This window comes from Pyrobaculum islandicum DSM 4184, from assembly GCF_000015205.1.
GTDB lineage: Archaea > Thermoproteota > Thermoprotei > Thermoproteales > Thermoproteaceae > Pyrobaculum > Pyrobaculum islandicum.
Genome location: NC_008701.1, coordinates 293370 through 306626 on the forward strand (window position 1 = coordinate 293370; position 13257 = coordinate 306626).

Sequence of the window (13257 nt, forward strand, 5' to 3'; positions counted from 1 at the left end):
ATAGCCATGTACACATACAGAACGCTGAAGGTCAAAATCCCGTGGGAGCTTGTGGAGGAGAGGCCAAACGTCCTAGACCTTGTGACATGTATGTATCTAGCTGTCGAGAAGTACGTGAGAAGACTGCTAAAGGAATTGACGAGGTAGGATAATCGAGGAGACGTTCCCCAAATACGGTCTCGGTAAATACTTCATAGATAAAGCCAAGTTCTTCTGACATGACGTAGTGTTCCACCGGGCGGTAGGACTTGTTAGAAGCAGAGGGAGGTTAGAAAAATTTACAGGAGTTGACAAGACCTATTCCATTGTCTGAGCCCATTCTCTAGCTAGTATGTTTAACACATTTTTTTCGCCTATTAAATCACGTATTGATATAACGCCGACAAGCTCTCCGTTTCTATTTACCACAACTACATGTCTGACATTGTGATCTCTCATCTTACGAGCTGCGACGGTTATGGGGTCATCGGCGTATACATATATGAAGTTATGCATAGTGCCTACCTTATCCACGGTAGTAGATAGTGGGACTTTCTTCGCTATTGCTCTTATGATATCCCTCTCAGAGATTACGCCAATGGGTTTTTTCGGGTTGTTTTTATCTACAACTACTAATAGACCTACTCTTTGGCTTGCCATTTTTTCTGCAGCATTTTCTACAGTCTCGTCTGGGGCTATTGTAACTGGGGGTTTTGTAGCCAACTCCCCACAGTTCATATATTAGATTTTTTAGATCTTTAAATATTTTTTAATGCCATTTTTAGTGATTCTAAACTGGTCGTATTTACTTTTATTGTGGGTAAATATGACTCTATAGTTTCATTGCTACCGCCGACTAATATTACTTTTACTTCTCTAAAGGCGGTCTTAGCCGCTTTTAAAACCTCTGGATGGACCATGTCGTCTTCGCCGTCTGTTATAACTATCAGCTTATAACTGTGCAACCCTTGTTGTTTGGCGTCTCTAACCGCGGTATAAACAGCGGCTGTTATATCTGTACCCCCGAGTGGGAGTACTCTGAGTAAAGATCTTATCACCTCCTTTATGTTTGTAATAGGTGGATAAACCATTTGATCGAAAAATCTTAGTATGACTCTTTTACTTCTCTTCATTAATGCTATTGCTAACGCAGTAGCCCACGTTATCTTCTGCGTCATATCCATAGCTATTCCGTCATATAGTGTGTAAAACATAGAACCTGACTTATCTACCAATAGGTAAATCTTCTCTCTTGCGTCTATTGACATTTCGTATATAGATAGAGATTTTGTTGCAAGCTTATATCCAAAGAGCTCTCTCGATTGTACATATATAGCTTTACTTAAATTTGTCGCCCTCTGGAGGTTAGAAAACGTCCTTATTCTAGTTATTCCAGACACTACACCTTTTCTCTCAGTTATAGGGCCTTGTTCCATTTCTGGCCTAAGTGATGATATTATCTCTACCAACGACTCAAGTATTTTGGCAAGTCTGGCGCGGTATGGATCTACGTCAATATCGAAGAGGAGCTCGGCAACTTCTTTACCCACTTCATCACCTAGCGCTTTTGTTACCGATTTTCTAAGCTTTTCTATGTTTTTTATACTCCCCATATAAAACCGGAGGAGGCTGTTTATCTCTTGGCGTAGTTGTTGGTCTTGGCTTAATTGTTTGTAGTCTTTCCTGTCTTCAAAATTGCCTAATGTCCCTCTCTCTAGCCTAGAGAGGAGGCTGTTGTACGCTCTGAGAAGTTTTATAGATGCCGACTTAGAGACTTGGTAATTATATCTACTTATACGCGAAACTTCTTGATATATGTCACTGGCTATATATGACTTTAGAAATATATACCATAATGCTTCGTCTTGGCTAGGCTCTTCTTTTAATATTGGCGTTCTATAGTGGACATAGAAAGAGTCTGCAATGGCGTCATTTGATACTTTTGTAAGTTTCAGCGGTATCCCTATTTTCTGCATGTACCTAACTATTTCGTGTATCCTAAGTCTGGTAAGTTCGTCGTTGTAATCTACGTTTAATAAAACGCCCATTAGAGTTGGCTTCTTAACATCTCTAGCGTGGATTTTATCTCCTCCATCTCTACTTGGAAGAAGCGGTAGGTGACGGGGTCGGCTAATGCTTTGTCTAACAGCTCATATGCCTCCTTTATCTTCTCCCTAGCGATAGACAACGCGTTGTTTGTAATGAGCGCTTTTATCTCATTAACCATGTCGTATAACACCGAAAGGTTGCCGGGCATATGTGTAGCTAGGAAGGACTCATACTCTGCTAAATCCTCCTTATCTTTTACAAGATACTTTAACACCTTTAACGTCCCCGCTCTGAGAGTTGCCACATCAATGTCAGAAGGCTTTATTCCCAGAACTGTTAAATATGAGACTACATAGAGGGGCACTTTTACACGGGTTCTATTGGAAATAACTACGTGGTCTAAATACGACGCCACTATGGGAGATATATGCTTTACCACAGTATCCATGTTTTCATAGACATAGCTCTGGATGTAGTCATTTAGCTTTTTGACTTCATCCATAGACATTATGGGAGTAAGCTTTTCGAAATCTTTCTTGAGTTTTAGGCCTGTTTTAACTAGTTGCTCTGTCTCATCTGGTTGTGCATATTTTGTAAATACCCTCAATGGAAATCTGTCGTACAGAGCTTGTAGCTCCTCCTCGTCTGGTATACGGTTTGTGGCGCCGAAGACAGTCCACGTTTTTACGGGGATTATGTTACCCCCGTCGTATATTACCCTCTCGTTCAATATAGTGAGCATAGTGTTGAGTATGGCGCTTGAGGCGTTGAAAATCTCGTCTAACAAGGCGAAGTCGGCCTCTACGATAGAGTTTGTATATATCCTCTTGACATTGCCTTTGAGAAGCTCTACTATGTCTATGGGGCCTATTACTTCCTCTATTTCGGTAAATTTTGTTAAAAGGCGATAGAACCACCTCGCCTTTAGAAGTTTAGATATTGACGCCACCAGCATAGTTTTGGCTGTGCCAGGCGGGCCTATGAGTATGAAGTTCTCTCTTACGAACACAGCTGTTAGACTTGCAGTTATTTCATCGCTAAATCTGTAGAATAGTGAGTCTAAGGTCTTCCTTACCTGGACAACCTTTGCTATCAGCTCTTCCACATTTCATCTTGATTGCATCTTAAAAATCTTTAGGGCACCCCCTATCTTTCTCTTGGCCCCTCCCCAGGGGATTCAGGGGCCTGCCTCAGGTGTGCCGGGACGAGGGGGCTCATACGGGGTTGGGCGCCAGACTGTTCGTATTGCAACAGTCTGGCGCCCCTTCTGCCGCCCTAGGGGCCAGACGTTGTTCATGAGAGAAGTGTGGTTGAGGGGTCAAAAGTAAGATAGCCGCCGGAGTAGAAAAACGGGTTGTTTTGTCTTCTCTATTAGCTCTTGGTATCTCCTCTCTGCCCATGTCATGAGGGCGTTGTCGCGGTGTGCCTTGAAGCCGCAGGCGGGGCATTGCATCTGTCTGTCTCTCTTTTCCATCTTGGCGCTACATCTGGGATATTTTGTACTGATAACCTCTCCTCTAGATACGGAATGCCGTACCACTGCGCTAGCGCTTGTAGTCTCTTCCGCAGTTGTCTAAGACCGCCGCTTTCGCCACTCTGCTTTCTTGCCAAATACGTTTCGTCTTCCATTGCGTCCATCACGAGGGCAGCTTGACGCTCTCTAGCCAACTTTATGATTTCACGCGTCGTGTTTATAACGACGTCGCGGATTATGCCGAAGCGCTTTGTCTCAAGCTTCCACAGCTGTCCCTAGAGGTCGAGGGCTCTACGCGGGTCCTCGCCCTCGTCTGCACGCGCGGGGGCCTTGCCCAATTGGCCGACGCGGGCGTGGACTCTCTCCAGCTTCTTAATCCTCTCTCTGGAAGCCGTTGTCGTCGTGAGCTACGTTAGCGACAGACGCAGTAAGAGCCACAATAAAACAAACTCGTTTTTCATATCTCATATACTTCTATTTGGTTTTATTGCTTGACATTGAGAGCTCCTAAACATCAAGTAGTGTCTTCATAACGACGGAATAACTTTACAAATTTCAGATGTAGTAGCATGGACAGAAGAGTGGCGATCTTGTTTTAAGGCGACGTCGCATTGAAAAAGTCTAAGTGTGGAGGGGTTGGAGGTAAGGTCGTTGGGGAAGGTGTCCCGCCTCTGGATGGAATTGTGGTGGTTGTGGGACGTAGTTTTCTCTACTGAAAGTTTTAGGTTACTCTCCTGCTGTATGCTTACATCGTAGCTATATAAGCACTGTAGATAAAATATGTGTGGACCACTTTTTCGATATGTTTATAACATCTGCGAGCAAGAAGTTACGAGAGTATTTAGATAGCCGTATTTACCAAGAATATCCAGTTGGAGAACTCGCCGACAGAGTTCTAAAGAGAAGTATCACGCCTGCAAATAAAGAGTTTAGAATCGCAGGGGTAGACGGCGGGGTTGGCGTTGTAAGATTAGCCAATGGACATCAGGTAATTTTGGCCAGGGCTGTTGCAGTAGGGCCGGATTTTGTAGAAAGAGAGTTTATCATCGATGTGGCTACTGTAGACTCCGCCTCTCTTCCCTGGGCGTATTTAATTATGGCGGAGTCGCTTGTTGGGATTAAAGCTTTGGAAAAACACGGCGTAGATATCTTATTAATGGACGGCTCTCTCTACGCCAAATCGCTTAGACTTGTCCACAACCTCATCTTGACTAGGGAGTTCCAGAACTTGTACTACGTGCCTGAGCTTGCAACTGCTCTCTACAGCTTGGCTAAACTTGTAGAAACAGCAAGAAACCGCGGGGGTAGACTGGTCTTTGTCTCTAAAGATTACAATTTTAAATTATTGAAGGAGCATATACTTTTTGAAAAACTGAGCGAGAGATATCGAGAGGATATCTTTCACAAGGGGCTCCTCTGGTATTCGATTCTTTGGATTAGGAAGTTTAGGAAAGAGTTGCTAAAGTTGTATAAAGTGGCTAAGAGACAGGATTACGAAGGGGCGCGGCTTATGGCTCTTCTCGTAGCTCAGTCTATCACCGACTCGGAGCTTTTGTCTAGTCTCCTCCCAGCGGGTTACTACACAATGCCTATGCTTGTAGGGGGGTGCGATGCGTATATAAACTATAAGGGGCTTGCGACAGTAGATAAGTTGGTAAAAGCCGCCGAGGATAGACTTGAAGATTCCATGATTTTTAGGCTTAAGGAGAGTTTTAACAGTGATATAATTGGAGTTATTAGAGAAGCACTTGAAGCCATACCAAAGGTATATTTCTTCTACGTGAGATTTAACGCCGAAGACATGCCTATACTTGTAGAGGTGCCGGCTGAAGATACAAAGATGTTCGACGGCTCGTCCGTCAAGGCGTTTTACCCAGCGGCGCCTATAGACGACGTAGTAGCTATATTAGCAAGTCAGTATAGAGATCCTATACATTACAATACCTGGCTTTGGTATGCACATACTATGGCGTCTTTTAAATCTAGCCAACTGTCTGAATATGCCGTCTATCTCAAAAAAATGACCGAAGAGGTAGGCGTCGCTAGGAGGATTAAGCTGGCGTGGGGATTATGAGAATTGGTTACGTCGTCGCCACCGCCACGCCTTTTGAATTTATCGCCACTCTCGACCCCGAGAGACCAGTCAGCCTATATGACTATGTGGCTGTCGACCATGTTGAATATGATGCGACAAACGGCGAATATATCAATGTGAGACTCCTCGGTCAGATTGTAAAACTTTTTAGAGACCCCTATTCAGCCAAGAGGGACCTCCCTCTCTATAGTGTGATGAAAGAGGTGTCAGACAACATTCTTGAGGTACAAATTGCAAAAGTCAAGGTGTTGGGTTATATATACAATGGAGAATTAAGACAACCGAAACATCCGCCTAGAATTGGGACGCCTGTCTATTTAGCAGAAAACGAGGAGATTGCAGAGTTATTTAAAATAGATGGCGGACTCTGCGTAGGGCGGTTGGCAAGTCGCGATTTAGAAATCTGCCTAGATTTAAATGGAGTTAAACGCCATGTTGCCGTCATCGCGGCAACTGGAAGTGGAAAAACGTGGTTCTCTGTTGTGTTTATAGAGGAGTTGTTGAAAAAAGGCGCCAAGATCGTAGTAGTTGACCCCCATGGCGAATATGTCCCCATTAAGGATAGTATATATAAGCTAGGCCCCTACTCGGCGACTGTTGTAAAATTATCTAAGCACCACGTAGGCGATTTGATGTATAAAATTGGCGTATTAGACAGCGATCCAGACGCGTTAGCAAATGCGGCGGGGGTCCCTCCAGGCGCTAAAAAAATACGCTACGCCATATATCTAGCCTGGTCCTATGCCAAGAAGGTTAAAAAGACAACAGGCAAAGCCTTAGGCCTTTCATTTCTCAGACAGGTGTTACATACGGCGCTTAGAGGGGAGACTGCGTTAAATAAGCTTTTTCAACAATACAAAGTTGAGGGAGATTTCCCAATGGAGGATTTAAAGCAGCTGGCAAAAAAAGACCGCCACTCTATATTCAGCGCGTTGATGTATCTAAAGAAGTTGCAGAGACTCGGCGTCTTCTCTTCAAAATCGACGCCGCTTTCTAAAATATTAGCTGATATTACAATTGTAAATCTGGCTGGAGTAAACGAGGAGGTCCAGGACTATGTCGTGTCTCATATTGTAAATCGTATATTTCAAGCCAGAGTGAGACATGTTAGATCTCTCAAAGGGTTGAAAATACCTTGGCCCGTCGTACTTGTAGTAGAAGAAGCCCACCGTTTTGCCCCACCTAAGACGCTTAGGAAGACTAAATCCTATGAAGCTCTATCTAGAGTGGCCTCTGAGGGGAGGAAATTCGGCGTCTATCTGGTGATAGTTAGCCAGAGACCGAGCAAGGTGGATCCAGACGTCATCAGTCAGTGTCAAAGCCAAGTCATTATGCGTATTGTAAATCCCAAGGACCAAGAGGCTGTGAGAGAAAGTAGCGAACTTTTAGCACAAGAGTTTCTAGAGAATCTACCAGGCTTAGATGTGGGAGAGGCTGTAGTGTTAGGCCCTCTCACCAGACTGCCGGTGGTAATTAGACTACGTGATAGAGTTTTAGAATACGGCGGGGCCGATATAGATCTTGCCAAAGTGTGGAGAATTGATAAGACGGCAGACGTGTTACAACTCTGGAGGAGGATATATAACACGCCGCCGTCTCCCAGCGTTATATTATCCGCCTCCAGGTTGAAGATATTACATAAGAGGAGGGAGAGGAATCGTATAGAGGTGTTGTTGCTAGACGGAGATAGAGAGGTGTCTGTAGTTATTGAAGATGGGAGACCGATATGTAGTGTCTGTGGCGTTGGCAAGCCATGTCCTCACGTATATAAGGCGTTGGAGGAGGCTGTGGAAATTATATGAAAATTCTCCATATATCAGACGCCCACTTGGGCAGAGCCCAGTACCACCTCCCTGAAAGAGAGGAGGATTATTTCAAGGCTTTTGACGAGGCGTTAAAGAGGGGGAAGGGGGCAGATGCCGTGTTGATAACAGGCGACCTCTTCGACCTTAAAAGACCATCTACAAAAGCGCTTGTCAAATTTGTAGAGGCAATAGAGGCCGTCGATATCCCTATATATATAATTGGGGGAAACCACGACTTTAGCTACGTGCGGTATAGAGCGGAGGCGGGGAAATGTCAACGGCCGGCAGAGTGTCTCTACGACACGGCACTGAGACTTTTAGACCGGCTGAAGTTGGCAAAGCTCCTCTGTTGGGAGTCTGTAGACGCCGGTGGGGTTTACATATTTGGGGCATGTGCGACGCCTAGAGAATACACGGCGGAGTACCGCCGGGCTCTCCAGAAGATGCCGCCGGGCGCTATCCTTGCCGTACATCAAGCAATTGAGGGAGTCAAAGCGAGGTACCCTGCTGAAGACGACGAATACACCATGCCTCAGGAGGTGTACCACGGATTGCCATACATACACATCGCCGCGGGCCATATACACGACCACATGGCGAAGCATCCAATAGGCGCCGTGTGGGCGGGGTCGCTGGAGGTGTGGGACGTTGGAGAGTTTGAGACCTGGGACTATAGAGGGGGCTTTGAGAAGGCGCAGGACAGAGCTGAGAAAGGCGCAGTCTTAATAGACGTGGCAGGGAAGGCGGTTTCTCTCAGAGATATCCCGCTCTCGCCGGGGAGGCCTCTGTACAGGGTTAGGCTGTACGTCCGGGAGAGGAAAGAGGCCTATGGGGCTGTGGAGGAAGCGACGAAGCTGTTTGACAAACCGGGCGCAGTGGTTAGGGTCGAAGTGTGGGGGACTTTGGAGGAGGCTCTGAGGCCTAGGCAATTGGCTACTCTGTTTACAAAAGCCCTCTACGTCGACGTAGTAGATAGGACTGTTACTCCGCAAAGGGCTGTGGCTCTAAGGGGGTCGGCCGTGGAGGAGCTATGGCGGATAATGAAAGAGAAGCTGGGGCAGCACGCCGAGGTGGTGCTCAGAGCTATGGAGCTCCTTAGAGACGGGGAGAGGGAGGCGGCCTACAGGCTTATCTTGAAGACGCTCTATGATTAGGAAGATAGAGCTGTACAACTTCAAGGCACATGCAAAAGCCGTCTTTAAATTTGGAGAGGGAGTAAACTTTATCTACGGCCCTAACGGCTCTGGCAAAACCTCAATAATGGAGGCTGTGTCAATTGCCCTTTTTGGATCTCAGTGGGTTAGAAGGGTGGGGGGTAGGTGGTCTGATTATCTAAAGAGGGGGGCGTCGGTGGGGGAGGTAAGGCTTTTTTTAAACCATATGGGGCAAGAGGTTCTTATAGTGAGAAGATTCGGCGAGGAGGGGAGTTCAACATCTGGCACATATCTCGCCATAGATGGCGCCGTTGTGGCTAGAGGCGATATAGATGTTACCAACGCTGTTGTAACAAAATTGGGCATTAGAATTGACGAGTATAGACATCTTTTATATATCAGACAGGGGGAGTTGAGACGGATTTTACAAGAGCCTGAGTATATAGACCATATATTACGCATTGACGAATTTGATAAAGTAGATGAAGTAGTTAAAGATGTACTTAAAGAACTTGAGAGGAGACGTGAGCGAGTTGGAGGGAGAGTTGAAGAGCTTGAGAAAAGAGCGCCACAACTTAAGGCGAAAGCCGACGCGCTTAGGCAAAGGCTTGCGGAAGCTGAAAGAAAAATAAAGGAGCTTGAAGACGCCGAGATAAAATTTAGAGAGGTTGAGAAAAGGTTTTTCGAATTGAGAGAGCGCTATATATCGTTGACAAAAGAAAAGGAGTCTTTAGAACGTGGGCTTGAAGAAACAGCAAGCATGGCTCTTGAGGTCGAAAAAGACATAGAGCGGTTAGAAGAGGAGCTAGAGTTCATACGCCGTGCTGAAGAGGAGTTAAGTACACTCCCAGAGCTCGGCGATGTGGAAAGAGAGTACTATGAGGTTAAACAACTAGTCGCCACTGTTGAAAAAATCCCACCTGAGGTACGTAGTTATGACCCAAAGCTACTTGAAGAAACAAGACGTAAATATGAAGAGGTAAGTAGGAGATATGTAGAGGTGAGGTCTAGACTCGGCTTGTTAAGAGATGTATTAAGAGTTGCAAAAGCCGCTGAGAGAGGCCGTTGCCCCGTCTGTGGAGCCCCTCTGACTGAAGAAACTGTGAAGAGACACGAGCTTGAGGCTTTAGGACTTGAGAAAGAAGAGCAACGTCTCTCTAGGCTCATGGAACAGTTACAAACAGAGATTAAACAGCTGGAAACTCTAGACAAGACATATAGAGCCTACGCCCAATATCTCTCTATAGATCTACAAGCTTTAAAAAAGAGGTTAGCAGAACTGGAGACTCTATATCAGAGGAAGAGAGAAGTTGAAAAAAAGAGGGCATATCTCTCGGGAGTTGTAGCTAGGAGGGGGGAGGTAGAGAGACGACTGGAAGAGCTAAAGGCTCGGAAAGCCGCATTAGAGAAGCGCATAGGGGAAATTAACGGGAGACTAAACGCTGTTGAGACTGAGTTAAAAACGCTTGCGACCGTATTGACAAATATAGAGGCTGAATATACCGCTCTCAAAGTAAAACATGAAGAGTTTCTAGCGGCAAAGATGTTTGTCTCAGAGCTAAAACGCCAACTAGAAGATATAGAGAGAGAACTTATAGAAGTTGAGAAAGAACTTGAAAAAAATAGATATGAGGTTCAGAAATTAGATAAAGCGTTAGGCATTGCCAGAAATATTAGAGTTGTAATTGGCGAACTTAAGCCTCTAGCTAGACAGATATTGACCAAGGCAATTAACGAAGAGCTTAATTCAATATTTCTAAAACTGAGACATAAGGAGGTTTTCAGATCTGTACAACTTGTAGAGATAGATGGGAAATATAGCATTAGGGTAAATACGCCCGCCGGCTATATAGACCACAGACTTCTATCGCTTGGGGAGCAGAATCTCCTCGCTATATCCCTCCGGGTGGCGCTCGCCAGAGCCCTCCTCGGCGGTGCGCCCTTTATGATGTTTGACGAACCTACTGAGCACCTAGACGAGGAACACAGGAGAAAGATCGTGGAACTCATAAGAGACCTCACCTCTATCGTGCCGACGGTTGTCGTTACATCGCACCTCGGGGAATTCGAGGAGGTGGCTGACGTGGTAATACAGCTGTAAGCACTACGCCGCCTCTGCCTGGATCTGTTGCTCCAATACCCACACTGGAGTGGAGAGAAGCGCCACGTATCCGCCGAAGGCTTGCATCAGCGTTTTAGACTCCTCGACGCCCTTTGGCACAACCTCTACCTTAACTCCCTTCTCCTCCGCCTTCATGATCACCTCTAGAACTGCGTCTTCGCCGAGTTCCTCGGCCACGACTAGAACCTCTGCCATCCCCATCTCTAGAGCTTTAAGCGCCCTCTCTTTGCCGTATACTATATAGTCGCTCTTTCTCACTGCATAGTACATCACCTTTTCCATGACCTCCTTGGCGTGGACATATTCGCTCTCCTTGAGCTGCTCCTGGGCGTTTTTTATCGCCTCTATCACGCCGTATTCGTTGGCGCAACAAGCCGGCACCACCGCTAGAACTTTGTCCTTGAGCCTGTAGTCGAGACCTCCCTCCTCTAGGAAGTCCTCCTTGGTGGGGCCTGGCCCTGCCACTATTATGCCCTTCAGCGTCGGTATCTGGAGGAAGATCTTGTTCACCTCCTCGGCCAGCACCTTGTAGAAGGTCTCCGCCAAGTGCTCCGTCTGCCGCTTGAAGCGATTCGCCGACTGGCCGCCGGCGTGGTGTTTACCCGGCACGAAGAACTCCACAGTCTTCACAACCTCCCACTGCCCTCCCTTTAGAAGCGCAATGACAGCCTCCCCCCTCTCTACGACGACAATACCGTATACAACGCCGGCGTGTATCTGGTCCTCCAGTATCTCGGTATGGAAAGCCGTATCGCATATGTACTTAAAAGTGTAGATCGGCTGAGGAGGCACGACGACGTAATAGACCCACTCGTAATTTCCCTGATTTATCATATGGAACCCCGCGAAAATAGCCATGCCGTTTTCAGGTGCCTTAGCCTCCCCCTTCAGGTTGTTTATTATACGCTCTAGTGTGTCCTGGACATGGGTCCTGGTGGTCTTGTCTTTGATGTTAGAAGCAGTAGACCACTCCGACCTGAGAAGGTTGACCACGTCTGGTATCGGCCTCTCCGAGTTTATATAGAGGGTGATCAACGTCGTGGCGTAGCCTCTAAATTTCTTCAAGAGATTTATGAAAGCCCTAAGTTCCACTGGCGTCTTGATGTAGTAAACGCCATTTGGCGGCCTTTTAAAACTCATGGCACACACTCACAACCCCTTATAAATAATTTTGGGAAGAAAAGATTTAAAAAGTCTCCTTCTAGGAGTTCCCATGTCTTTAGCCGCTAGAAGAAAAGTGAGAATTAGGCTCTACGGCACTAACCCCGCCGATGTGGAACAAGTTGCTAGGGAGATTGTAGACTTGGCAAAGAAAATGGGCGTCCAAGTGAAGGGGCCTATCCCATTGCCGACGCGAAGACTTGTGGTAACTGTGAGAAGAGCGCCGTCTGGCCAAGGCTATCACACATTTGACCACTGGGAGCTGAGAATTTCGAAACGTCTTATCGATATAGAGGCTTCTGAGAGAGTTCTTAGAAGACTTATGACAATTAGAGTGCCGGATACTGTAAAAATAGAGCTCCAACTTATATAACTAATAAATACCTCTAGCGACGTTATTACGTGATACTCGTTACAAACGATGACGGAATTCACAGCCCTGGCCTCCGCCTTCTCTACCAATTTGTCTCAAGTCTAGACGAGGTAGACGTCGTTGCGCCAGAATCTCCTAAATCTGCCGTAGGCTTAGGTATAACGTTACACAAGCCACTCCGTATGTATAAAGTCGACATCTGCGGCTTTGTGGCATATGCGACTTCGGGCACGCCCTCGGATACAATATACCTCGCCACATACGGCCTAGGCCGTAGCTACGACCTAGTGCTCTCTGGCATAAACCAAGGAGACAACACCTCACTTCAAGTCATACTATCCTCTGGGACTTTAGGCGCCGCCTTCCAAGCGGCGCTATTGGGGATACCGGCAGTTGCATATTCTGCCTATATCGAAGATTGGGGAGAGATCTTAAACGACAAAACTGCGATAGAGATTATGGAGACTGTCGTACGGACAACCGCAGAGTATGTGCTAAAGCGAGGTATGCCCAAAGGCGTTGACGTAATAAGTGTAAACTTCCCACGTAAGTTAAGAAGGGGGGTGAAGGCACGTTTAGTAAAGGCGGCGAAAATGCGATATGCCCAACAGATAGAGCGGCGAGTAGATCCACGTGGCGCTTATTACTACTGGCTATATGGAGTAAATCTAGATCCAGAGCCTAATACAGATGTATATGTTGTGTTAAAAGAGGGCAACATAGCCGTGACCCCCCTCACTTTAAACCTAAATGTTTTCGATAGCGAAAGATATGTAGATCTAGAGAGCTTAAAAGAGCTCATGGAGTTAATAAATAGCGTCATATGACTACTGTTGTAAATTACGCAATAGCTATAGCCGCTACTATATTAATCGCCGCAGTTGCTGTGTTGATGTATATCTTATATTTACAAGCCGCAACTTCGGCCTTTGGATCTGTTACTACAATGCCAGTAGTCACAACTACAACACCTACGACGCCTATGACTACCGTCACTACGCCAGAGACATCGAGTTCGCACATAATCTCAACAGTTCTCTACATA

The 13257-nt window shown here is 46.1% G+C and carries 11 protein-coding genes and 2 pseudogenes; 7 read left to right on the plus strand and 6 right to left on the minus strand.

Going from position 1 to position 13257, the window contains the following annotated elements; genetic code table 11:
* Nucleotides 1-6: 6 nt before the first annotated feature.
* A pseudogene (locus tag PISL_RS10505) lies at nt 7-214 on the plus strand (zinc ribbon domain-containing protein); the annotation flags it as partial.
* A gap of 83 nt (nt 215-297) precedes the next feature.
* Here PISL_RS10505 and PISL_RS01525 read toward each other — a convergent pair.
* From PISL_RS01525 to PISL_RS10510, 4 genes and pseudogenes are all read right to left on the minus strand, one after another.
* Nucleotides 298-717 (minus strand): CBS domain-containing protein, encoded by a 420-nt coding sequence (locus PISL_RS01525; protein WP_011762050.1) that lies wholly within the window; start codon nt 715-717, stop codon nt 298-300.
* Nucleotides 718-737: 20 nt separating this feature from the next.
* The gene (locus PISL_RS01530) at nt 738-2027 is read right to left on the minus strand and encodes a vWA domain-containing protein (protein ID WP_011762051.1); all 1290 of its coding nucleotides are present in this window, start codon (nt 2025-2027) and stop codon (nt 738-740) included.
* Entirely contained in the window at nt 2027-3133 is a 1107-nt protein-coding gene (locus PISL_RS01535; RefSeq protein WP_011762052.1) for an AAA family ATPase, read from the minus strand. Before PISL_RS01535 ends, PISL_RS01530 begins: the two co-directional genes overlap by 1 nt.
* A gap of 213 nt (nt 3134-3346) precedes the next feature.
* A pseudogene (locus PISL_RS10510) lies at nt 3347-3888 on the minus strand (zinc ribbon domain-containing protein); the annotation flags it as partial.
* A 416-nt stretch (nt 3889-4304) separates the two neighbouring features.
* On the opposite strand from PISL_RS10510, the gene PISL_RS01545 reads away from it, so the two are divergent.
* Genes PISL_RS01545 through PISL_RS01560 form a run of 4 tightly spaced genes read left to right on the plus strand, consistent with a single transcriptional unit; the run spans nt 4305 to nt 10657 of the window.
* Nucleotides 4305-5576 (plus strand): DNA double-strand break repair nuclease NurA, encoded by a 1272-nt coding sequence (locus PISL_RS01545; RefSeq protein ID WP_011762054.1) that lies wholly within the window; start codon nt 4305-4307, stop codon nt 5574-5576.
* On the plus strand, nt 5573-7399 hold the full coding sequence (locus PISL_RS01550) for a helicase HerA domain-containing protein (RefSeq protein ID WP_053240260.1): 1827 nt from the start codon (nt 5573-5575) through the stop codon (nt 7397-7399). The genes PISL_RS01545 and PISL_RS01550 overlap by 4 nt, the downstream gene beginning before the upstream one ends.
* Nucleotides 7396-8556 carry a DNA repair exonuclease gene (locus PISL_RS01555; protein WP_011762056.1) on the plus strand — a complete coding sequence of 387 codons (1161 nt, stop codon included), beginning with the start codon at nt 7396-7398 and terminating at the stop codon, nt 8554-8556. Before PISL_RS01550 ends, PISL_RS01555 begins: the two co-directional genes overlap by 4 nt.
* Entirely contained in the window at nt 8549-10657 is a 2109-nt protein-coding gene (locus tag PISL_RS01560) for an AAA family ATPase (protein WP_011762057.1), read from the plus strand. Before PISL_RS01555 ends, PISL_RS01560 begins: the two co-directional genes overlap by 8 nt.
* A gap of 3 nt (nt 10658-10660) precedes the next feature.
* Here the strand turns inward: PISL_RS01560 and prf1 are convergent, their stop codons facing one another.
* Entirely contained in the window at nt 10661-11818 is a 1158-nt protein-coding gene (gene prf1, locus PISL_RS01565; protein ID WP_011762058.1) for a peptide chain release factor aRF-1, read from the minus strand.
* 73 nt (nt 11819-11891) lie between these two features.
* Between prf1 and rpsJ the strand changes: the two genes are divergently transcribed.
* On the plus strand, nt 11892-12212 hold the full coding sequence (gene rpsJ / locus PISL_RS01570; protein ID WP_011762059.1) for a 30S ribosomal protein S10: 321 nt from the start codon (nt 11892-11894) through the stop codon (nt 12210-12212).
* Between the two features lie 29 nt (nt 12213-12241).
* Complete coding sequence (gene surE / locus PISL_RS01575) at nt 12242-13039, plus strand: 5'/3'-nucleotidase SurE (RefSeq protein WP_011762060.1); 798 nt, start codon at nt 12242-12244, stop codon at nt 13037-13039.
* Nucleotides 13040-13052: 13 nt separating this feature from the next.
* Here surE and PISL_RS11255 read toward each other — a convergent pair whose 3' ends face one another.
* A complete protein-coding gene (locus PISL_RS11255) occupies nt 13053-13235 on the minus strand; it encodes a hypothetical protein (protein WP_245218421.1) in 183 nt (60 codons plus the stop codon).
* Nucleotides 13236-13257 lie beyond the last annotated feature (22 nt).